Below are 20,785 nucleotides of genomic sequence, written 5' to 3' on the forward strand. Positions count from 1 at the left end.
ATAAATTAGACGTGCCTCGAGGCGCGTCTTTTTTTATAGGGGAATGAAGTGCATCATTTGGGTTTGTTTACCCATAGGGGTATTATGAATATAAGAACTGAAAGAGTGCGGAGGGGATAACGTTGACACTACGTGACTTTGAACATCAAATATTAAACGTACTCAAAGACGGTGTGATTGTGATGGACCATGACCGAACGATCATCTCGATGAATCAATCGGCCGAACAATTGACGGGATGGCAAATCGGAGAACCGGTTCCTTATTGTTCTTTTTGTCAGAAGCGAAACGTGAACATTAGCGAAGAACGTTGCTATTTGATTGAACATGAACGTTCCCCATATTTCACTTCGGAGATGCCGACATACTCTGGGAAAATGGTTGACGTTGAGATGAACACGGCTCGCATCTTAAATGATCCGACGACCGGTGCGACATACTATCTGCTTGTCTTACGAGATTTTACAGAACGAAAGCGCAGGGAAGCGCATATATTAAGAGAACAAATGGTTCGGGAATTGATTCGGGCGAGAGAAGAGGAACATGAACGATTGGCTCAAGAGTTACATGATGGGGTCGGACAATCGCTGTTTAGTATCACGCTTGCCTTGAATTCATTGCAATCAGACGTAGTTGACCCCGATAAAAAAGAATATTTGAGTTCTGTCATTTCTGAAGTGAGTCTCCTGATGGATCACGTCAGAAATTATTCAAAACAGTTGAGACCAGTCGAACTTGATCAATTTGGACTGGAATCGGCACTACAGGTGCTACTTGATAGTTTTGCCACTCGTTATCCGAACGTGGCATTTCATACGGATTTTCGACTAAAGACACGATGTGATTCCCTTGTTGAAATTAATTTATATCGAATTGTCCAAGAGGCACTTGTGAACGCAATGAAGTATGCGAATCCAACAAATGTTGATTGTCGAGTATTTGAACAGGAGGAACAAATTGAATTGTTGTTTCGAGATGATGGAGTTGGCTTTGATTCTCTCGTGGTCTCTAAAGGCTTAGGGCTACGTCACATGGAAGAAAGGGCAAAAACAATAGAAGGTTTGTTTCAGATCGTTTCGGTGATAGGGCACGGGACTGAAATTTCAGTGTCAGTTCCGAGAGAGCGAGGTCATGATGAAACCGATTAATGTATTGATTGTTGATGATCATGAGTTAGTGCGACGTGGATTAAAACTGATGTTTCGTACAAATGAGCGCATTCGTGTAGTTGGGGAAGCGGCAGAGGGAGCAGCGGCAATACAAGAAGCGATTCGGATGCGTCCCGATGTCATTTTACTTGATATCACGATGCCGAATGGATTGGATGGGTTTGTGACGGTTCAAGCACTCGCTGAGGAAGTACCTTCCGCAAAAATCATCTTACTGACGATGCATGATGAAGAGATTTATATCAAACGTGCTCTTGAACTGGATGTACCTGGTTTTATGTCTAAAAATAGCGATCCATCTCAACTAGCAGAAGGGATTGAGTATGTATTTGACGGGAAACGATATTATTCGACGTCATTGACCGAGGATTATATTGACAAGCTCGTGCTTCAAAAGAATGGTCACCCGTTATTGACACGTCGTGAACTAGAGATTGTGCGGTTGTCGACTTTAGGGTATAGCCATAATGAGATCGGGGAAAAATTAGGAATCAGTCCCAAGACAGTAGAGAATCATAAAGCACGGATTATGAACAAACTACAGATGAAGCACCGACACGAATTGGTGCAATACGCCTTGAAAAATCATTTGATTGAAATGGAAGGATGATTGAAAGAATGAAAGTAGAAGTAGAAAAAACGATCGATTCGCAATACATCCAGCAACATCTGGCAAATGAACGTACATTTTTGGCATGGATCCGTACTGCGATTACCGTGATTGGGATTGGTTTCTTAGTGACGAATTTTCATTATTATCGAAGCGAGAATCTAAATGGTGCAGAGCATCAATTGATTTCAGCGATTGGAATGTTATCCATCTTGTTCGGCATCAGTACAATTCTTGTAGGAACCCGTTCCTATTTGAAAAAAGTGCATACGATTAATACGCAACAATTCAAATCTGCGAAGATGAGTCTCATTGCTTTGGCAATTGGGATGGTCTTCATCTTTTCACTCATCCTCTTCGTGAGCTATTTTTTATTGTGAACACAATCAGGCACCGTCTCTCTTACGAGGACGGTGCCTTTTACGTTACTGCGTCACAATCGCTTCAAGACGATCGAGCTGGGAAGTGAATCCTTCGACAGCCCCCATCTCAACGACTTGTTGGAGAGCTTCTTCATTCGGGAATTCGGAGCGGCTAATGAACAACGTGCCTTCCGTTGTATCGAGAAACTCATTCGTGATGGTCATAACAGGTAAGTCCGGATTGACGTGTCCGTCCGCATCTGAGAACGCATCCGTATAGACGATTCGGGAAGAAGGATCAATCTCGATAAAGGTCGATTTGCCCCATGATTCCATGCCATAAAAGTCACCCTGTTCTTTGTCGACACACGTCATGCAGTAGTGCCAAATCCCACCTGGTTTGAAGTCGAAGCTGTATACTTTCGTCTCCCATCCAGCCGGTCCCCACCATTTCTCGAGATGTGCGGGTGTCGAGAATGCCTCAAATACAAGTTGCCGTGGTGCCTTGAACAGACGTTCCATGATCAATGTCGTGCCCTCTACATGTGATTTGACCGTACTCATGATCCATTCTCCTCTCAGGATGAATCCGTTATCCATCTAGCCGTCTAGATTGGCTAATGCTTGGAAAAAGAAGCGAGTTTCATTACTGTCCTCATAGTTGGATATGCCCCGACCACAATCGTCCAAAACACAACTGTTCAGTCCTGAAACAATAAATCAAGTAGCATTTCACCAATCGATCGTTCTTTTCCTTCATAAGGAAAAGCGTGGATATGGATGGCGGGATTAAAATTCAATTCGATGATACCGTATTCGATTTGCGCATCATCGAGAGAGGGAATCATCATATCGACACCACAGATGGTGGCCCCGACTGACTTAGCGGCATCAACAGCAATACGCTTGTAGATGTCAGGAACTTGATCAGTGTAATCGATACTATCTCCGCCGGTACTGATATTAGAGTTTTCGCGTAAGAAGACACGCTCATCGAGAGCGGGAATACTATCGGGGGTCTTGCCTTGAGCACGTAAAAATGAGATGACGACCTCGTCGATTTCGATTTTCTCGAGCGGTGTCTTGTATCCTTTTCCGCGTAACGGGTCTTCATTTTTTGTCGCAACGAGTTGACGGATCGAAGAGGTGCCATCTCCAGTGACGTTCGCCGGGACACGATGGAGGATGCCCGCGACATCATCCCCGATGACGAGGAAGCGATATTCTTTTCCGGGTAAGAATGTCTCAAGTAAAACGACATCATCAAACGTTTTCGCATACTGAAATGCAGACAGCGCTTCCTCATACGTCGCTCCGTCTTTAAAAATGTGAATACCGACTCCGAAGTTTGTGGACTTTGGTTTTAAGACGATGGGTTGTTTTGAAAATGAATCCCATGCCTGACATAAATCTGATTCCTCTTGAAGTTCTACCCCTTCAGGGACACGAATGCCGTGCTCTGCGAGGACAAACTTTGTCACCGTTTTATTCTCCATCATTAAGACGGAAGCATAATTGTCTTTTGATGTTTTCGTTGCCTGTTTGACGTATTCTTCGTGTTTGCCGTTTCGAATCCGAATGAACTGGTCGGAACGATCGATGACATCGACACGATAACCACGTTTAATTGCGGATTTCATTAAGATTTGAGTAGACAGTTCCAGGTCGGCATAACCGTGGATGCGAAAACGATTTGCATAGGCGTCCTCATAAAAGTGTTCTGCTTGGGCGAGGGACCATGCGTGATAACCCGTCTCGGTCATAATCGTCTTTAATCGGGAAGCGTACGTCCGGTCCACGTGATCAATTTTTTCGCGTACAGCGGGAAAGACATCTTCGAAGCCGAGGTCATAGTGTGTGTTGAACGAATCGATGGCGTCGAGAAGTTCTGTCGCGTACGTGTGTAAAGGTATGGCGTAACCATCTCGAGTCAATATGCTTGCGGGAGACATGCCTTCTTTGGCGACACGTTGTTGATTATTGTACGCTTCAGCTTGCCAATCGACATGAGATGTCTCCTCAGTAAAGGTCAAGTACAACAAAAACAGATGAAGGAACCGTAAATCTGAACGAGCAATTCCGGTCTTTTCAAACGGATTCAAATCTATATTGCGAATTTCAATGTAATCGATACCGTGTGCCTCGAGTTGATTTAAGTCGTTACCACCTTTCGATGTTTTCAATCGGATGGGGGAGTAGAGTTCGTTCGGATTGGCGATCTCGCCTTTGGCAATGAACCGTTTTACATCGTCTATATAACTTGAGAGTGTCGCATAATTTGGATAAAGTGGTTCAACATTCGTATACCCACAGTCGCTATTCCGATAGGACAATGCTTGTTTATTTGAAAAAGTGTCTACATGGAGCGCTTGCATCTGACTGACACATCGTTCTTCATAACTCGCATGTACGGCTGGTGTAGCACCGAGCAAATAGACGATGAGCCAACGCATTCGTAAATATTGACGAACTAACTTCAAATATAAATAATCTTTGAAGTGTCGATATTGTTCAGGGGATCCTTCGTATAATGCGAATAACATCTCATCGGAAAATGAAAAGTTGAAATGGATTCCAGAAATAAGTTGTTTTTTCGCACCATATTTTTGGAGCAAATGCTCACGATAACGGCTAGCCTCTAGTCCATACACACCAAAATCAGCGAGTGGAATCGTACCGCCTTCCGGCAATGCGCATGGCATCGATTGTGGCCATAGGCGTTCGTCACCTATGTTTAGCGCCGTGATGTCGTATAGCGTTTCTAAAAAGTGATGTGCTGCCTCAATTGTCGAAAATGTCGGGGTGACGAGTTCAACCTGACTTTCAGAGAAGTCGGTCGTGATATATGGATGCGTCGCTTTATGACCAAGCGCTTTTGGATGCTTCGTAACAGCTAGCGTGCCGTCTGACGTGACCCGTAACATTTCTCGCTCGATGGCAAATTTTCCACTCGTGATGAGATGATGGGGTAGTTGATTAAACTGCTTCTGCAAGCGAAATCACTTCCTTTTTCGTTAGTCGGACAAAGAGGGCGGAGACAAGCCCCTTGACAATACTTGAGATAGCAATACTCCACCAGATCGCGTCGATTCCGAGATAAGGTTCAAGAAACAATGCGAGCGGGATACGTCCCACTGTGAAAATAATCGAGATGGTCGCAGGGATTTTCGGGAGTCCAAGTCCTGAGAAGTAGCCGTTTCCAATCATTTCAATCGAAGAGAAAACGAGAGAGACCCCGATGATTCGCAAATAGCTCGCCCCAATTTCGATGGTTTGAACATCATCGACGAATAGACCGATAAGGAGATCCGGGACGGTTAAAAATAACAACATGATGAACCCCGTATAGATCATCCCGAGTCGGGTCGTTACGCGGTAACCTTCATAAACTCGATTTACTTTTCGTGCCCCGAGATTTTGACCGGTATAGCTAGCCATTGCTCCGTTCAAACCACCAATCATCATATAGGCAATCGATTCGATTTGAAGTCCGATGCGCTGTGCCGCAATCGCTTCCGTTCCGTATGAACCGATCATGCGAGCAAGGAGAATGCTAATGACGGTGAATAAAATCCGTTGGGCTGCCATCGGAAATCCAAGACGTAAGATTTCTTTATAGTCAGCTCGATTCGGTTGAATGGTTTCTTCCCAATCGAACAAGACGCGGGCGCGATGCCAAAAGAGTCCGAACATGACGACGTTCGCGACAAGTGTCGCTAGAGCAGCCCCGATCACACCGAGTTGGAATGGATAAATGAAAATCGGGGAGAGAATCATATTGAGGATGACGCCTGTCGCATTGATTCGCATCGCTGTTGTCGTATTGCCATATGCACTGAATAGACGAGCAAACAGCAAATTAAAGAAAGAAAAGATGAGCATCGGCGCGCTCACGAATAAATATTCATACGCAAGCTGCTCCACAGCGGGGGCACCCATATTCAAAAAGCCGATGAGGGTATGACCGAACACAATTAGTAGTGAGGCGTACGAAAGACCGAGTGTTAGATTCAGACGCCTGCTGGCCCGGACATGACGCTGAACCGAATTGAGGTCACGTCTCCCGACAGCTTGTGATACTTTGATGCCGGCGCCAACGACAATCAACGATTGAATCGCCTGTCCGAGCATGATATAAAAACTAGCCGCACCGATACTTGCCACAGCATCACTCCCGAGCGCACCGACCCAAAACATGTCGACGAGACTATACGTAAACTGTAATAACGAGCTACCGACGAGCGGAAGGGCAAGAGCCAGAATGACGCGTTGCACGTTTCCAATCGTCAAATCGACGGTTTTCACAAAGCAGGACTCCTTACATTCTTTATATAACCATTTAGTTATATATAAGCACGGTGTAATAGAATTGGCAATCATGATAGCCGAATCGATGAAAAATGGACACAAAAAAAGGAATTCGTGATGAATTCCTTAATGTCGATAACCGCGAATCCAAGTCGTCATATAGACGAGTGTCGCGATGATGAGCGTTGAAGCGAGTGCATAGATCGGATAGGCGGGAAGTGTATCTTCAAACAACGGATAGAACATAAACGACCCCATAAAAATAGGAACGGAGATGCCGAACGAGATGTATGCCGCTTTTGTCGCTTTCACTGTGATGATTTGTTCACGCTCATCGACTTCACTAAATTCAGTCATGCGGACAGACCATTGAGTGAAGCTCAACTGCTTGTTCGGCCGGGAGTTAAACGAATAGACTGTCCAAACAATGCCAAAAACAACAAGTAAAAGTAGGGGAAGCAGATTGAATTCAACTAAGAATCGGTCAGACTCGCTGACGGTCTTCGACACATCGGATAAAAATGAGCTGAATAGAAATGCCATCAGGACATACAGGATGATGCTGGAAATAGACTGAACGACAACGTGTTTCATTTTCTTTCCTCCTCGATTGTGAATATAGATTCGACCGGTTCCTCGAACACCCGTGCGATGTGCATCGCCAGCATGAGTGACGGTGTGTAGCTGCCTTTCTCGAGCGAGATGATCGTCTGTCTCGTCACACCGACCTTTTCGGCCAGGTCGCCTTGGGTTAACTGGTGCCGGGCACGCAGTTCTTTCACGCGGTTGACTAATGGCATCGTGCCACCTCATTTCTAGTTTCTACCACTAGTGTAAAATAAACTTTACATAATGTAAAGAGGACTTTACTCATTTAGGGATGATACAATAACGATATAGTCGAAAGGGGAGATGAGGGATGAAGGTGATTAGTGGACAACATCACGTGTCAGCGATGACCGGGGATGCTAAGAAGAACTTGCGATTCTACACGGAAATACTAGGCATGCGGCTCGTCAAAAAGACGGTTAACCAGGATGACCCATCGATGTATCACTTGTTCTATGCAGACGAGACGGGTACGCCTGGAACCGATCTGACGTTCTTTGAGTTACCGTTTCTCGGACAGACGTATCGAGGGTCAAGCAGTATTTCCCGGACAGCACTCAGGGTGCCGGATGGAGCGCTCGCGTACTGGCAGGAGCGTTTTGACACGTTCGATGTATCTTACGGAGAAATCGAGTCGGTTTTAGGAAGGGCAACCCTTTCGTTCGAAGATCATGAGGGTCAACGTCTCTGTCTTGTAGAAGGAGGGAGCGGGACACCTTGGAGCAAAGGTCCAGTGCCAACGGACCTCGGCATTTTCGGTCTCGGATTCAGTGAGTGGACGGTACGACGGATTGACAAGACGGCACGGGTGCTGACAGAAGTGCTTGGCTATCGATATGTAACGACATTTGAACGGGATGGACATGACGTGCGTGTCTTTGAGACGGGCGAGGGTGGTGTGGCAACAGAGATTCATCTCGTCGATCGACCGGATTTGCCGTCGGAACGACCAGGGCGAGGGAGTGTGCATCATGTGGCGATTCGAGTGGAAGAAACAGACGATATGACGAAGTGGATCGAGAAGCTTGACGCACATGGAATCAGCCACTCTGGTCTTATTGACCGTTACTATTTTCAGTCGATTTACTTCCGCGAACCGAGCGGAATCTTAGTGGAACTGGCAACAGATGAACCGGGATTTGCGATGGATGAATCGCTTGAGAGACTCGGAGAGCGATTAGCCTTGCCTCCGTTTCTTGAGTCGAGACGAGTGGAAATCGAATCGAGACTAAAAAAACTATAGTCGAGTGAACATTCATAACTGTCATGAGGTGAATGAATTGGAGACGCAAGCAATCAATCTTGTAATTGCCAGATTACTAGGTAAAATTATCGAGCAATACCCCCCTCATCAATGGATAAAAACAGAAGAGGCATTTCCGCATCCTTATCAGTTCAATAAAGTGAGTTATGACTATTCTGGTGAGGTTGAACCGATGACGCTGGAAACATTTCAAGACTTGGTTAACAAGCTCGGAAATAACCATTGGTACTCATCCAAATTCGAAGAGTTGCTACACAATATTTATATCAATCAATGGGTGCCAACATTCACATCAAATTTCGGTAAGCATTGGCAATGCTACCATGACTTATTGTTTGATGCGTATAACGATTGGAAATATACACATTTTGAATTGTATGATGAAGATGGAAACGAACTCGATGAAGAGTTAGAAAATAACCTGAATGAATGTTTTGAAGATTTCATTCATCAGACGTCCCCAGAACTATATGTGAAAAAAATGATAAAACTTTGGTGGCGATGATTCCTAAAAGCAGAGACATACAAAAACCCGACGATTTTTTCAGTCCGTCGGGTTTTGTGCGCCTAGGAGTAGGGCAAGTTCGTTCGTTCGGTTGACGACGAGATCCGCAATCGTGTAACAATCGAGTACATGAAGAAACGCCAACATGGCTTCATTCAAAACACCTCGTAAATCACAGGCAGGTGCGATGACGCATCGGCCTTCCCCGAAGCATTCCACGAGTTCGAACGGTTCCATCGTCCGAACGACTTCCCCTACATTGATGTCATCCATCGGTCGTGCGAGTCGAAAGCCACCGCCTCGACCACGCACCGATTCCAAATAACCATATTTCCCAAGCTCATATACGACCTTCATGACATGGTTTTTGGAGATGTTATATTGGTCTGCCACTTCTTGAATCGTGACGAGCCGATGTGAAAACGTAGCGCTATACATCAATGTTCGCAGTGCGTAGTCACATGTTTGCGTGAGTCTCATCCATCATCACCTCTCGTTTCATTGTACAAGACAATCCCAAAAAGTGCGATTCGAACAAATGTGAAAGGGTGATGGCGAAAATAAGTCAGAAACGTGAAATCTACTTTAAACAAGTATTTAATATATTGCTTTAAAGTGACTTGACTCACATAATGAACGTGTACAAAACAAAAGGGGGAAATTCACATGTTAGATCAACAAACGATTGAGATTATAAAGGCGACGGCACCAGTTTTGAAAGAACATGGTGTGACAATCACGAAGCATTTTTATCAACGAATGTTTGAACAAAATCCAGAAGTTCGTCACTTCTTCAACCATACGAATCAAAAGCGAGGACGTCAGCCAGAAGCACTCGCGAACGCGGTTTATGCGGCTGCCCTTCATATCGACCGACTCGAAGCGATTCTTCCTGCCATCCAACCAGCACTTCATAAACATAAAAGTTTGAACATCCGACCGGAGCATTATCCGATTGTCGGTGAGAACTTGCTTGCGGCGATTCAAGACGTACTCGGTGAAGCTGCAACACCTGACATCATCGATGCATGGGCAAAAGCTTACGGTGTGATTGCCGATGTCTTCATCTCACTCGAGAAAAAAATGTATGATGACGCGCCATGGGTCGGATTCAAACCGTTCGTCATCGAAGAAATCATAGTAGATACACCTGAAGTGAAACGATTCCGTCTCGTCGCGAAAGATGGAGTTATTGGCACAGCCATCCCAGGACAATACGTCTCGGTTCAAGCGCGCATTGCGGGAGAGGACATCCTACATCACCGTCAATATAGTGTCATCGAGACGACAGAAGACGGCTACTGGATTGCGCCGAAAGCGGAGGGACTCGTCTCAAACTGGCTCCATGAACAGACGGTTGGTACCGAAATTCCTGTGAGCGCACCGGCAGGAGAATTCATCCTTGAAACATCAAGTCGTCCGCTCACGCTGATTGCGGGAGGAATCGGGATTACGCCTCTCTTCAACATGGCGAAGACGGCACTCGAACAAGGACGTTCTGTCACGTTATTGCACGCAGTTCGGAGTATGGACCTTCGTCCGCTCGGAGACGAACTCGATGAATTCGTGGATCAAGGGCTTAAACTCATCACACACGTGGATGACGTATCGGGTTGCATGAATAAGTCACACCTCGAAGCACTTGATGTGGAAGGGCATGATGTTTATACGTGCGGACCGAGTGCGATGATGGAGACGGTTGTACGTGTGATTCCACAGGCACGATATGAATTTTTCGGGCCGTCTGCTGTACTCGCGACCAACTAAAAAAGACGACTAGAGAAAATCGTCTTGACGCATAACATAGGTTATTCCGTGAGTTCACTTGAATGCATGACTTGTTTGTTGGCATCCAACGTCTCAAGCGACCACACACCATCTGGACGTTTTGTTGTTTCGATGACATAGGTCATGGTGTAGCTTTCGATTTCGGGATCGTTGACGAGAAAATCTTTTGAGCCATCGTCGCCGTTCAACCGTAAATAAACGACATCTTCTGGGCGCTCTTTTAGATGGACGCCGATGTACTCCTTGTTTTCGACTTGAAGGGTGACGAAATCAAAAGGTTGATTCGGCTCTGTTTGTTTCGTGACAGACCCTAAGTTCCCTGTTTCGACATCAATCTCGGCTAGACCGATGACGGATCGATCTTCATTTGTGTAAAAAGAGAGAACGGACTGTTCCATGTTATGAATTTGAAACGTATACCAATCGTTCATCGTCATATAACGATTCATTTCCTTTTCGGCATTCTCGTATGAGTTACCGTTCTGAATGTTCGTGTACGTATACAGTCCGACACCGACAGCGATGGCGACGATGATAAGACCGGAGACGATCGTGAGTAGGATGATTCGTTTGGACATGATTCTTCCTCCAATCTGTTATAAATAGAGACACCCCATGCCTCGCGAATGCGTGCATGGGGTGTTTGTATTAATACGTCAAGCTCGCGGCGACGATGATACCGACGACGAGTGATGCGGCGAATAAACTGAAACCGATGGCCATGTTGCCGTTCTCGACTTCTTTTTCTAAGTTCACGCCAGGCGTGAGGACATATTCAAACGTCCAGAACGCTAATACTTGAGCGACAATCCCGACGAGTCCCCAGATGAATGCGTCGAGTAAGTTGACGCTGTTCGCCCAAACCGTATAGATGACGATGGCGAGTCCGAGCGCTTTCCCCCAAAGTTTCAAGGCGACGGCCATGTTGCCTTCCTTGATTAACTTACGTTCCGAATATTTGGTCGTCAGGGCGAAGATGATGAGTCCCGCGAGAATGAGACCGAATCCTGTCCCGAGGTGGGCGAGGAAGCTTAAGATTGAATCGAGTGTGATGAAAGTCATGAGTTCGTCTCCTTTTGTATAGGTGTGCCAACGGCTAAGTAGTAAGATTGGTTGTTTGTGATCATGCTGCCGGCGCGAACGCCGAGTGCGGACGGGTGTCCATTCAAACAGAAACATCCGATCATGTAATGTGTCTCGACGCGACCTTTGACGGTCGTCGTCATCCGTGTCGGAAGTTCGATGAACTGTTGGTACACGGCTGTTTCTTCCGCATACGTTTGTAGTGCTTCGCGGTGAAACGGTTGGCCGTCTTTCGTGTACAAGATGACGGAGTCCCCTTCACGTCCGAACGCTGGCTTTTTGACGTAATCCGATTCGCCGAGAAACGGTATGTCTTCTAAGTAAGTCGGTAAAAAATAGGTTCCGATGATGTCGCGCTCGGCTTCATCGAACAATGTCTCGGTCTCATACAATTCCCAAATCAAGGCTTGTACGCCTTTCGACTGCATGAGAAAAGCAGAGAGTGGGTTGAGCAGCGACACATGCTTTTGCAGGTTCAGTTCGAGTAACCGAATGCCGATCAAGTCTCCGTCTGCTGCTCGGTCGTCCACGAGATGCTCGATTGGATACGTTTGACGATACAAGATATCGATTCGTTCCCCCGATGGTGTGTAGATACCGTCTTCGTCGACGAGTAAGGCGTGCAACGGTACGAATACAGATGGTAAGTCGAGCGTTTCTTGCAGAAAGCGCGCCGTCCATTTGTCTTCGATGTTGTCGTCATGTGCCGTAAACACGATTTTCGGTGTGCCTTCGCGTCCGAGTCGTTTCCAAGCGGCGACGATGGCCTTGCGCAGTTCGTTTTTTAGTTGAGCGGTGGCTCCCCTGTTCGGGTCGAGGAGACCAAATTCGGAAGCGACCACGCCGTTCACGTCAAACAGTTCCTTAATAAACGTTGGTGTGTCTGCATTGAACTCCATCAATTTGAGTTGACCGTCTTTCATGATCCAGTCGTAACGACCGATGATTGTCTCTTGCGGGATTGTCTTTTCCCGTAAGAATGGCAGGCTCGCCTCGGGATAACCGAGTAGTCGGAGTGTCTCGTCCGGTAGCGTCCGCAACAATTGATTCGTTTTACGGAAAATCGAGTCAACCGCCTCGGTCGCCTCTCGGACAGCGTCAACCTGTGAGGCGGTCATCTCAAAACAATCGTATAAGGCATATTCTTCATTGTTTAAATCGGGCCAAAAATAAGGGATTTGACTGTAAAGTTCGTCACGCGTCATCCGCCGAATCCACCTTTAGAGCCGCTGCCGAGTCCAGATTTTGACGATCCTGAATTGGAACCGTTCGATACAGAGCCGGTCGTACCACCGTTTGCTTTATACGTCTTATATGACGAAGAGCTCTTCAATGCATTTTTTGAGTTGAACAGGCTACCGAGTAAGAAATAGCTGCCATAGTGAGGAGAACGGTCGTCATCGCAATAATACGATTCTGTCTCGTCATCCCAGTCCCAATCGTCACATTCGTAGCCGGTCGGTTCTTCCGGGAGTGCTGCTTCCTCATATTCGTCCCCACCACAAGCGGCAAGGGAAGTGGTCAAGACTGCAACCGATAGTCCGCTTAAAATTTTCTTGCTTGTCTTCATGTTGATTCCTCCAATTCATAACCAGTCGGTGTGACATAGATGACATACACACCACGATCTTCATCTGTTTCTGCTGAATCGCGTTCATATTCTTTGCCTGCGACGTACAAGTATTGGCTCCCGAGCATGGCGAGCGCATCGAGGTGACGGTCGACGTAATAGGCTTCGAGCAACGGGTTGTCAAAGCGGTCATCAAGCGTACGAATCTCGACTTTGATCTCGCTCGTTTCGTGTTTGTCCATCGGTCCTTCTGTATAGCGATCGACGTAAATTAAAAAGTATTGATCGCCTTCTAGGGCGGACGAGCGTTGTTTATAGGTCATGCCGTCTTTGACGAAAAACTCACACTCGCGGCGAGCCAGCACTTCGTCTAAACCGAGAGACGTATAATGATAAAGCGGTTCGAACGATAATTCATTTTTATAGAGACGATACTCTAAGACGATTGAGTTCATATGTCAGTCCTTCCTTTTTTCTTCTTATACGGAATCACGATCAAAATGGTTTCGTGAATCTTTTTGTAGATACGTTTAGTATATAAGAGAGAAGGAGGGGGAAACAGTGCATATCTTATTTCGTGTGTGGAAAGGGTTAGCGAAATTATCATTTTTAAATGTCGTGTTAGCTTCGATTGGCATCGTCGTCCTGGGGACCGTGCTCGGTTATTGGTTAGAGCCTGAGACGTTCGGGTCATTATTTGATTCGTTCTGGTGGACGATGACGACATTGACGACCGTCGGATATGGGGATTTTTATCCGTCCTCCGTGGCAGGGCGATGGCTCGGGATTTTCTTGTTCCTATTCGGGATTGGGATTATCGGGGCGTTGATTGGAAAATTAGTTGAAATCGGCGCGACGTTTCAACGGTTAAAACGGGAGGGAAGACTAGTGTATCGTGGAGAAGGACATTATGTGTATATCGGGTGGTCCCCGAAGACGAAAAAGGCAATTGATGAAGTGCTTAACTATGAACCGAAAGCGGAAATCGTCTTGATCGATCAATTGATCGAGGAGCCGTACGTGCACGATCAAGTGCACTTCGTTTCAGGGGATGCCTCAGATGAAGCGGTCTTATTGCAGGCGAACGTCCTGAAAGCACGACGCGTGGCCATTTTTGCGGATGCGCGAATCACGGAGACATTACTCGCCGATGGGAAATCGCTTTTGATTGCCTCAGCGGTCGAGGCGCTGTCTTCTGAATATCAAGTGGATTTGCACACGGTCGTTGAAGTGTGTGAAGAGCGGAATATCTCGAAATTCAAACACGTCCGCGTCGACGACTTTATTTTAGCGAATGACTCAGTCTCGCTCTTGATGGCGAAAGCGACATTACAACCGGGGACGACGGCGATTTTCCGTCAATTGTTAAGCAAACAGTCGGGTGGGAACATCCAAGCGTTGAAACCAAAAGTCGAGTGGCAAAATGTTCGACAAGCAAATACAGCATTACTTGAATCAGGGGTGACACTCATCGCGGTCAATGACCGCTTGGATGTGGCGACGATGCTCGATTTGCCACTACAAGACACAGACATGCTCTATGTCGTCTGTCATGACGATGTATTTGAACGATTATCGTAAGGAGTGAAACCATGCATAACGGAACGTTTATCCGAAAGATGACACGCATGCAAAACGTGCAACGATGGGACGAATATGCCCCACATTATCATGATAATGCAGCGAGTCATAGCTTTCGTGTCGCGGTCTTCAGCTTGATCGCGGCTTATGTGGAAAAAGAGAACGGGCGTGACGTCGACTTGCTCGATTTGCTCGGGAAAGCTATTTTCCACGACATGAATGAAGTACAGACCGGTCCGATCATGCACCGGACGAAAAAAGAGCCGACCTTGATTGGTCACATCGAGCGCATGGAACGGACAGCGAGCCTCGGTCTTGTCGAATTGTTGTCACAGTCGTTACGTCCTCACTTCCACCGTTTTGTTGTTGAGGCGGAAGATGACTCGTTCGAAGGACGGATTGTCGACGGAATCGATTCTTTTGATGCGATGCTATTCGTACGACGGGAAGTCGCCCATGGCTCTCCTCATTTCGATGACAAGTTAGAAGAGATGAAAGCTGCCCTCCGTCATCATCCGATTGATTCGGTCCGTTGGCTGTTCGATCAGGTCGAGGCGGAGACTGATGTGTTACGCTTCATCGAGAACGTCATGCGGATGGACAGTGTCCGTCGTTGGAAAGGGCGCTTCAATACGATTGACGACAACGATGCGATTCATGGTTTCCGGGCTGCCGCGCTCGGTATGTTCAGTGGACTCCTAGAACGTGAAAAGTATGATGTTGACGTCGATGTCGCCGAGCTCGTCGCTCGACTACTATGTCACGACTTAGTCGAAGGGGTGACCGGAGATGTGCTTGGACCGGTCAAGCATTCGACGAAAGAGACGGGAGCGGCATTTGAGGCGTACGAACGGGCAGAGAGTGAACGTCTTCTCGGGCTGTTGCCGGCATATATGCAGCCGGCGTTCCGTCGATACATGGCTGATTCGAAAGATGACACGTATGAAGGGATGCTCGTCGACATGATGGATAAACTCGATGCCCTCATCAAGATGAACATGGAGCGGAAGATGAACGGGGCCGAGTATGAGGTCACGTATCGTGAGCAGCTCCGTAAAGTCCAAATGCGTTATGAGAACCCGAGTATGATTTTCTTCCTCGCCTATATTTTGCACGATCTGGATTACGTCACAAGCTAAATCGATTCATACAGAAGTCGCGGACTTAATTGTTCGCGACTTTTTTATATCATTTATTGACATATATCATTTAACGATATATATTGAATATAAGAAATGTATCATTCAATGATATAGGAGGTGCAGAAGATGCCGCGAACGGACTCGTTGGAGTTAGGGGAACTGACGGATAGTATGTTTTACATCTTATTGGCGCTCACGACGCCACGTCATGGTTATTTGGTCATGCAATTTGTCGAAGAAATCACACGAGGACGAATGCAAATCGGTCCTGCGTCGATGTATACGATTATTAAAAAATTATTGAACGCCGAACTGATTGAACCGATGGACGGGGACGGAAAGAAAAAGAACTACCAGATTACGCGTAAAGGGCGTTCGATTCTGACGGATGATGTGAAGAGACGACAGGCGATGGTCGAAGATGCCTGTGCCATTTTAGATATGGAGGGATCACGATGAGACAGAAGTATATGTCGAGCTGGGGACTAGCGTTTGCCGAAGAGCGTGAGATGCGAAAACTAGAGCGAATGGCAGCCAAGGGTTGGCATTTGAAGCAATTCGCACCGCTAGGATATACGCTCGTTGAAGGGGAACCGGAAGACGTTCAATATAGTTTAGACTACCGCACCCGTCCGGATGAAGATTACTTTGACCTGTTTGCATCGAGCGGGTGGCAACATGTCACATCGACCGGAGATGAGATTCATATTTTCAAAGGGAATCGAGATGCCAAGCCGATTTACTCGGATGTCGAAACGGCAGAGGAGAAATATCATGACATGGAACGTCAGATGGGACGGGCTGCGCTCATCCTAGGTATTTTATGGATTGCCCTGTTTTCCTTGTTCCAGTTTGATTGGCCAATCATCGTCGAGACGATATTGATCGGTGTTCAACTACTCGTGACAATCGGTCTCGTATTTACAGGACTACCGTACATTGGCTACCGTTTCAAGCGAAAACGAATAAGCCGTCAAGGATGATTAGGCGGATGGCACAAGCCATCCGTCTTTGTTTCGTTCAACTGAACTATTCAAATGAAAAATAGTTAGGGAGAGAGAACTGTTTTTGGACATTAGTCTATTCAACAAAATCAAAATCCTTCACAATAATTTATGCAAGCGCTTTCATTATTTAGTTGAGGAGGAATGAATGATGTTGAAGAAACGACAAGGGATTGCCGTGCTGGCTGGAGTGACATCGATTGCACTGCTTTCGGGGCAACCGGTCGCACAAGCGGCAACTCCACAGAACGGTACGATGATGCAATACTTTGAATGGTATGTCCCGAACGATGGGCTCCATTGGAACCGTCTCTCGAACGATTCGCAGCACTTGAAAGACATTGGCATCTCCACGGTTTGGATTCCGCCGGCGTATAAAGGGACATCTCAAAATGATGTCGGATACGGGGCCTATGATTTGTATGATTTAGGAGAGTTCAATCAAAAAGGGACGACACGGACGAAGTATGGAACAAAAGCGCAGCTACAGTCGGCCATCTCCAACTTACGCGGAAAAGGGATTGGCGTATACGGGGATGTGGTCATGAACCATAAGGGCGGAGCGGATTATACCGAGTCCGTTCAGGCTGTCGAGGTCAATCCTTCTAACCGGAATCAGGAGACGTCTGGGGAATATTCGATTTCTGCCTGGACAGGATTCAATTTTGCGGGCCGCAACAATACATACTCGCCGTTCAAGTGGCGTTGGTATCACTTTGACGGGACTGATTGGGATCAGTCACGGAACTTAAGCCGGATTTATAAATTCCGAAGTACGGGTAAAGCGTGGGACAGTGAAGTGTCCGGGGAGAATGGGAACTATGACTACTTGATGTACGCCGATGTTGATTTTGAGCATCCGGAAGTGCGACAAGAGATGAAAAACTGGGGGAAATGGTACGCGGATTCGCTCGGTCTCGATGGATTCCGTCTCGATGCGGTCAAACATATTAATCATTCGTACTTGAAAGAGTGGGTGACAAGCGTCCGTCAGACGACGGGGAAAGAGATGTTCACCGTCGCGGAGTATTGGAAAAACGACCTTGGGGCTATCAATGACTACTTGGCGAAGACGGGCTATACTCACTCGGTATTCGATGTACCGCTCCACTACAACTTCCAAGCGGCAGGGAACGGTGGCGGTTACTATGACATGCGCAACATTCTAAAAGGAACGGTCGTCGAGCAGCATCCTACACTCGCCGTCACCATTGTCGACAACCATGACTCACAACCTGGGCAATCACTCGAGTCGACGGTTGCCAATTGGTTCAAACCGCTCGCCTATGCGACGATCATGACACGCGGTCAAGGATACCCGACACTCTTCTACGGGGATTATTACGGGACGAAAGGGACAACGAACCGTGAGATCCCGAACATGTCAGGGTCTCTTCAACCGATTTTGAAAGCGCGTAAAGACTTTGCCTATGGCACACAACATGACTACATCAACCACCAAGACGTCATCGGTTGGACACGTGAAGGTGTGACAGACCGTGCGAAGTCAGGTCTTGCGACAATTTTGTCGGACGGACCTGGTGGTTCGAAGTGGATGTATGTCGGGAAGCAGAACGCGGGAGAAGTATGGAAAGACATGACCGGCAACAATGGTCGTCTCGTGACGATCAATGCAGATGGTTGGGGCGAGTTCTTCGTCAACGGCGGCTCGGTTTCCATCTATACACAACAATAAATCCATCAGACTTGTCTCATCTAAAAATGAGATAAGTCTTTTTTTCTGAATTTTCACCACATAATTTTTATACGTGATATAATGACCTAGTGTTAATTCTTGATAGGGACGACTTTCCGATCCATGAATTCACATTGAACAACGTTGGTTGTTGGTTTCATTTATATTTTTGCGTTGTGACGCTGTTGAATTCAAGGAGGTTGTTATGAATAAAGAAAAAATTGCCCAATTAAGAAAGCACGTCTCGCCGTTTGAAAAGTCCGATATCCGGATCAGTGTGCGGCAGATGATCAATACGATTTTACCGTTTCTCGTATCATGGTTCTTAGCGTATCAACTACTGAGTGTCTCGATTTTCCTGACATTACCGTTCACGTTGATCGCGGCAGGATTTGTCGTGCGGATGTTCATCATCTTCCATGACTGCACGCACGGTTCATTCTTCAAAAATAAGAAGGCGAACGCGATTGTCGGAACCATTACAGGAATCTTGACGTTATTCCCGTACGAGAAGTGGAAGCGAGAGCATGCGATTCATCATGCGTCGAGCGGAAACTTGGATAAACGGGGCGTCGGGGACATCTGGGTGATGACGATTGAGGAGTACATCGAAGCTTCGAAATGGACGCGACTGAAATATCGCCTATATCGTCATCCCCTCGTTATGTTTGGTCTTGGACCGCTTTGGCTCATTCTCGTGACGAGCCGCTTCAATCGAAAAGATGCCCGTAAGAAAGAACGCCAAAACACGTATATCATTAATCTCTCACTCGTCGTGTTATACAGCGCGTTGATTTATGTCATTGGATGGCAAGCTTTCCTCATTGTTCAAGGTACGACGATGTTCATCGCCGGCGTGCTTGGGATTTGGTTGTTCTATGTCCAGCACACGTTCGAAGATTCATACTTCGAGGATGAGCAGGAGTGGGACTACGTGAAGGCTGCAATCGAAGGAAGCTCGTATTATGAATTGCCGAAAGTGCTTCAATGGGTGACAGGAAATATCGGTTTCCATCACGTCCACCATTTGAGCCCGCGTGTCCCGAACTATCATTTGGAGAAGGCACATACGTCGACACCACCGTTACAACGGGCGACGACGATCGGACTGTTTTCAAGTTTGAAGTCGTTACGCTACAAATTGTATGATGCGAACAACAAAACATTCGTCACGTTCCGAGAAGTGCGCCATCTGTTGCGCCGAACGAACGCGGCATAAAAAAAGATTGTCCCCGTCAAAAGGGACAATCTTTTTAGCGTTTCCAGACCCATTCATCACTTTCATACTTTTTGACGAGCAAGTCGATTTCGGATTGCTGTTCTTCTGTGAAGACGAGCGGTTCGAACGTCAACGAGAAGGCGTCTTTGAAGCCGGTCTCGAACGCGGCCGCCACTTCGTCAAAGGAGACGAAGCGCTGTAACGTATCGTTCAAAGCGACGGCTTTTTCGCTGAACCGACTTTTGGCTTCACGTTTTTCGTGCTCCTCCATCGCGAAACAGTCGAACAATACCTCATCGTCGACAGAAAGAGGGATGGATCCATGTTGAAGCACGGCCCCTTGGTGGCGCACTTGTGCGCTACCCGCAATCTTTTTCCCGTCGACGGCCAGCTCATAATAGGAGGCGGCATCGAAGCAGACGGCTGATTTCGGTTTGCGCAGTGCCTCACGGTCCTCTTCTGTCAACGGAACCGAAAACTCGGCCGGTACACCAAGCTCGTGGTAACCACGACGGACTCCTTCCGTGAGCAAGCGATAGCTCTCGATGACATTCGTCGGAAGGGTCGGTGTCGATTCGGGCAAGATGACGCTATACGTCAGCTCATCGGCGTGCAACACGGCGCGTCCTCCGGTCAGGCGACGGACGACCGGAATGTTGTTCTTCGTGAGGGCGTCACGGTCCAAGTCACGTGTCGCCCGTTGGAAACGCCCAACGCTGATCGCATGAGGTGCCCATGAATAAAAACGAAGCGTCGGTTTGAGTTCTCCCTTCGCGACCCAGTTGGCGAGGGCTTCATCAATCGCCATATTCTCAGCCGGTGAAGTGGATTCAGTTCTAAGTAAGTGCCACGTCGTACCAGTCATAATCTCTCTT

24 protein-coding genes are annotated in these 20,785 nt (G+C 47.0%); 12 read left to right on the plus strand and 12 right to left on the minus strand.

All coding sequences use genetic code 11. The features are described from left to right. Positions 1-122: 122 nt before the first annotated feature. From AC5LIL_RS01830 to AC5LIL_RS01840, 3 genes are read left to right on the plus strand one after another with little or no spacing between them, the layout of a single operon-like run. The gene (locus AC5LIL_RS01830; protein ID WP_499824675.1) at positions 123-1,148 is read left to right on the plus strand and encodes a PAS domain-containing sensor histidine kinase; all 1,026 of its coding nucleotides are present in this window, start codon (positions 123-125) and stop codon (positions 1,146-1,148) included. Next, positions 1,132-1,779 carry a response regulator gene (locus tag AC5LIL_RS01835; RefSeq protein ID WP_427372158.1) on the plus strand — a complete coding sequence of 216 codons (648 nt, stop codon included), beginning with the start codon at positions 1,132-1,134 and terminating at the stop codon, positions 1,777-1,779. Before AC5LIL_RS01830 ends, AC5LIL_RS01835 begins: the two co-directional genes overlap by 17 nt. Before the next feature lie 8 nt (positions 1,780-1,787). Next, complete coding sequence (locus AC5LIL_RS01840; protein WP_214744721.1) at positions 1,788-2,159, plus strand: YidH family protein; 372 nt, start codon at positions 1,788-1,790, stop codon at positions 2,157-2,159. 45 nt (positions 2,160-2,204) lie between these two features. On the opposite strand, the gene AC5LIL_RS01845 is transcribed toward AC5LIL_RS01840, so the two are convergent. The 5 genes from AC5LIL_RS01845 to AC5LIL_RS01865 all read right to left on the minus strand — a co-directional run bounded on the left by AC5LIL_RS01845 (position 2,205) and on the right by AC5LIL_RS01865 (position 7,249). Continuing rightward, a complete protein-coding gene (locus tag AC5LIL_RS01845; RefSeq protein WP_499824677.1) occupies positions 2,205-2,705 on the minus strand; it encodes an SRPBCC family protein in 501 nt (166 codons plus the stop codon). A gap of 137 nt (positions 2,706-2,842) precedes the next feature. Continuing rightward, positions 2,843-5,134, minus strand: coding sequence for a bifunctional glutamate--cysteine ligase GshA/glutathione synthetase GshB (gshAB, locus tag AC5LIL_RS01850; protein WP_499824678.1), 2,292 nt, complete (start codon positions 5,132-5,134; stop codon positions 2,843-2,845). Further along, positions 5,118-6,446 (minus strand): MATE family efflux transporter, encoded by a 1,329-nt coding sequence (locus AC5LIL_RS01855; protein ID WP_499824679.1) that lies wholly within the window; start codon positions 6,444-6,446, stop codon positions 5,118-5,120. Before AC5LIL_RS01855 ends, gshAB begins: the two co-directional genes overlap by 17 nt. A 129-nt stretch (positions 6,447-6,575) precedes the next feature. Further along, complete coding sequence (locus AC5LIL_RS01860) at positions 6,576-7,043, minus strand: hypothetical protein (RefSeq protein WP_074035695.1); 468 nt, start codon at positions 7,041-7,043, stop codon at positions 6,576-6,578. Further along, positions 7,040-7,249, minus strand: coding sequence for a helix-turn-helix transcriptional regulator (locus AC5LIL_RS01865; RefSeq protein ID WP_074035697.1), 210 nt, complete (start codon positions 7,247-7,249; stop codon positions 7,040-7,042). Before AC5LIL_RS01865 ends, AC5LIL_RS01860 begins: the two co-directional genes overlap by 4 nt. Positions 7,250-7,368: 119 nt before the next feature. Between AC5LIL_RS01865 and AC5LIL_RS01870 the strand changes: the two genes are divergently transcribed. Next, the gene (locus AC5LIL_RS01870; protein WP_499824680.1) at positions 7,369-8,301 is read left to right on the plus strand and encodes a ring-cleaving dioxygenase; all 933 of its coding nucleotides are present in this window, start codon (positions 7,369-7,371) and stop codon (positions 8,299-8,301) included. A 37-nt stretch (positions 8,302-8,338) separates the two neighbouring features. Beyond that, positions 8,339-8,827, plus strand: a complete 489-nt coding sequence (locus AC5LIL_RS01875; protein ID WP_339962912.1) for a hypothetical protein — start codon at positions 8,339-8,341, stop codon at positions 8,825-8,827. A 39-nt stretch (positions 8,828-8,866) separates the two neighbouring features. Here the strand turns inward: AC5LIL_RS01875 and AC5LIL_RS01880 are convergent, their stop codons facing one another. Continuing rightward, positions 8,867-9,307, minus strand: coding sequence for an Rrf2 family transcriptional regulator (locus AC5LIL_RS01880; protein ID WP_499824681.1), 441 nt, complete (start codon positions 9,305-9,307; stop codon positions 8,867-8,869). A 186-nt stretch (positions 9,308-9,493) separates the two neighbouring features. Between AC5LIL_RS01880 and AC5LIL_RS01885 the strand changes: the two genes are divergently transcribed. Further along, a complete protein-coding gene (locus AC5LIL_RS01885; protein WP_499824682.1) occupies positions 9,494-10,594 on the plus strand; it encodes a globin domain-containing protein in 1,101 nt (366 codons plus the stop codon). 41 nt (positions 10,595-10,635) lie between these two features. Here AC5LIL_RS01885 and AC5LIL_RS01890 read toward each other — a convergent pair whose 3' ends face one another. The 5 genes from AC5LIL_RS01890 to AC5LIL_RS01910 all read right to left on the minus strand — a co-directional run bounded on the left by AC5LIL_RS01890 (position 10,636) and on the right by AC5LIL_RS01910 (position 13,723). After that, entirely contained in the window at positions 10,636-11,193 is a 558-nt protein-coding gene (locus AC5LIL_RS01890) for a hypothetical protein (RefSeq protein WP_499824683.1), read from the minus strand. 70 nt (positions 11,194-11,263) lie between these two features. Further along, positions 11,264-11,677, minus strand: coding sequence for a DUF350 domain-containing protein (locus tag AC5LIL_RS01895; RefSeq protein WP_074035708.1), 414 nt, complete (start codon positions 11,675-11,677; stop codon positions 11,264-11,266). Continuing rightward, positions 11,674-12,903, minus strand: a complete 1,230-nt coding sequence (locus AC5LIL_RS01900; RefSeq protein WP_499824684.1) for a glutathionylspermidine synthase family protein — start codon at positions 12,901-12,903, stop codon at positions 11,674-11,676. The genes AC5LIL_RS01895 and AC5LIL_RS01900 overlap by 4 nt, the downstream gene beginning before the upstream one ends. Then, entirely contained in the window at positions 12,900-13,268 is a 369-nt protein-coding gene (locus tag AC5LIL_RS01905; RefSeq protein WP_499824685.1) for a hypothetical protein, read from the minus strand. Before AC5LIL_RS01905 ends, AC5LIL_RS01900 begins: the two co-directional genes overlap by 4 nt. Then, a complete protein-coding gene (locus tag AC5LIL_RS01910) occupies positions 13,265-13,723 on the minus strand; it encodes a hypothetical protein (RefSeq protein ID WP_214694705.1) in 459 nt (152 codons plus the stop codon). The genes AC5LIL_RS01905 and AC5LIL_RS01910 overlap by 4 nt, the downstream gene beginning before the upstream one ends. Before the next feature lie 106 nt (positions 13,724-13,829). Here AC5LIL_RS01910 and AC5LIL_RS01915 point away from each other — a divergent pair, with 106 nt between their 5' ends. From AC5LIL_RS01915 to desA, 6 genes are all read left to right on the plus strand, one after another. Then, a complete protein-coding gene (locus AC5LIL_RS01915; RefSeq protein ID WP_499824686.1) occupies positions 13,830-14,849 on the plus strand; it encodes an ion channel in 1,020 nt (339 codons plus the stop codon). An 11-nt stretch (positions 14,850-14,860) separates the two neighbouring features. Next, the gene (locus AC5LIL_RS01920; RefSeq protein WP_214784896.1) at positions 14,861-15,988 is read left to right on the plus strand and encodes a YfbR-like 5'-deoxynucleotidase; all 1,128 of its coding nucleotides are present in this window, start codon (positions 14,861-14,863) and stop codon (positions 15,986-15,988) included. A gap of 129 nt (positions 15,989-16,117) precedes the next feature. Then, on the plus strand, positions 16,118-16,450 hold the full coding sequence (locus tag AC5LIL_RS01925) for a PadR family transcriptional regulator (protein WP_214744699.1): 333 nt from the start codon (positions 16,118-16,120) through the stop codon (positions 16,448-16,450). After that, positions 16,447-16,974 carry a DUF2812 domain-containing protein gene (locus AC5LIL_RS01930; protein ID WP_339962906.1) on the plus strand — a complete coding sequence of 176 codons (528 nt, stop codon included), beginning with the start codon at positions 16,447-16,449 and terminating at the stop codon, positions 16,972-16,974. Before AC5LIL_RS01925 ends, AC5LIL_RS01930 begins: the two co-directional genes overlap by 4 nt. A gap of 175 nt (positions 16,975-17,149) precedes the next feature. After that, positions 17,150-18,691 carry an alpha-amylase gene (gene amyS / locus AC5LIL_RS01935; RefSeq protein WP_371743030.1) on the plus strand — a complete coding sequence of 514 codons (1,542 nt, stop codon included), beginning with the start codon at positions 17,150-17,152 and terminating at the stop codon, positions 18,689-18,691. A gap of 205 nt (positions 18,692-18,896) precedes the next feature. After that, positions 18,897-19,910, plus strand: coding sequence for a Delta(5) desaturase DesA (desA, locus tag AC5LIL_RS01940; protein WP_499824688.1), 1,014 nt, complete (start codon positions 18,897-18,899; stop codon positions 19,908-19,910). A gap of 34 nt (positions 19,911-19,944) precedes the next feature. On the opposite strand, the gene AC5LIL_RS01945 is transcribed toward desA, so the two are convergent. Beyond that, positions 19,945-20,775 carry a lipoate--protein ligase family protein gene (locus AC5LIL_RS01945; protein WP_499824689.1) on the minus strand — a complete coding sequence of 277 codons (831 nt, stop codon included), beginning with the start codon at positions 20,773-20,775 and terminating at the stop codon, positions 19,945-19,947. Positions 20,776-20,785 lie beyond the last annotated feature (10 nt).

The organism is Exiguobacterium sp. RM11 (assembly GCF_059821525.1).

Excerpts from the sequence above, each read along its gene's own strand:
- AC5LIL_RS01835 (WP_427372158.1), top strand. The coding sequence starts at position 1,132 with ATGATGAAACCGATTAATGTATTGATTGTTGATGATCATGAGTTAGTG.
- AC5LIL_RS01840 (WP_214744721.1), top strand. The coding sequence starts at position 1,788 with ATGAAAGTAGAAGTAGAAAAAACGATCGATTCGCAATACATCCAGCAA.
- AC5LIL_RS01845 (WP_499824677.1), bottom strand. The coding sequence starts at position 2,705 with ATGAGTACGGTCAAATCACATGTAGAGGGCACGACATTGATCATGGAA.
- AC5LIL_RS01860 (WP_074035695.1), bottom strand. The coding sequence starts at position 7,043 with ATGAAACACGTTGTCGTTCAGTCTATTTCCAGCATCATCCTGTATGTC.
- AC5LIL_RS01865 (WP_074035697.1), bottom strand. The coding sequence starts at position 7,249 with ATGCCATTAGTCAACCGCGTGAAAGAACTGCGTGCCCGGCACCAGTTA.
- AC5LIL_RS01870 (WP_499824680.1), top strand. The coding sequence starts at position 7,369 with ATGAAGGTGATTAGTGGACAACATCACGTGTCAGCGATGACCGGGGAT.
- AC5LIL_RS01880 (WP_499824681.1), bottom strand. The coding sequence starts at position 9,307 with ATGAGACTCACGCAAACATGTGACTACGCACTGCGAACATTGATGTAT.
- AC5LIL_RS01885 (WP_499824682.1), top strand. The coding sequence starts at position 9,494 with ATGTTAGATCAACAAACGATTGAGATTATAAAGGCGACGGCACCAGTT.
- AC5LIL_RS01890 (WP_499824683.1), bottom strand. The coding sequence starts at position 11,193 with ATGTCCAAACGAATCATCCTACTCACGATCGTCTCCGGTCTTATCATC.
- AC5LIL_RS01895 (WP_074035708.1), bottom strand. The coding sequence starts at position 11,677 with ATGACTTTCATCACACTCGATTCAATCTTAAGCTTCCTCGCCCACCTC.
- AC5LIL_RS01900 (WP_499824684.1), bottom strand. The coding sequence starts at position 12,903 with ATGACGCGTGACGAACTTTACAGTCAAATCCCTTATTTTTGGCCCGAT.
- AC5LIL_RS01905 (WP_499824685.1), bottom strand. The coding sequence starts at position 13,268 with ATGAAGACAAGCAAGAAAATTTTAAGCGGACTATCGGTTGCAGTCTTG.
- AC5LIL_RS01910 (WP_214694705.1), bottom strand. The coding sequence starts at position 13,723 with ATGAACTCAATCGTCTTAGAGTATCGTCTCTATAAAAATGAATTATCG.
- AC5LIL_RS01920 (WP_214784896.1), top strand. The coding sequence starts at position 14,861 with ATGCATAACGGAACGTTTATCCGAAAGATGACACGCATGCAAAACGTG.
- AC5LIL_RS01925 (WP_214744699.1), top strand. The coding sequence starts at position 16,118 with ATGCCGCGAACGGACTCGTTGGAGTTAGGGGAACTGACGGATAGTATG.
- AC5LIL_RS01930 (WP_339962906.1), top strand. The coding sequence starts at position 16,447 with ATGAGACAGAAGTATATGTCGAGCTGGGGACTAGCGTTTGCCGAAGAG.
- desA (WP_499824688.1), top strand. The coding sequence starts at position 18,897 with ATGAATAAAGAAAAAATTGCCCAATTAAGAAAGCACGTCTCGCCGTTT.
- AC5LIL_RS01945 (WP_499824689.1), bottom strand. The coding sequence starts at position 20,775 with ATGACTGGTACGACGTGGCACTTACTTAGAACTGAATCCACTTCACCG.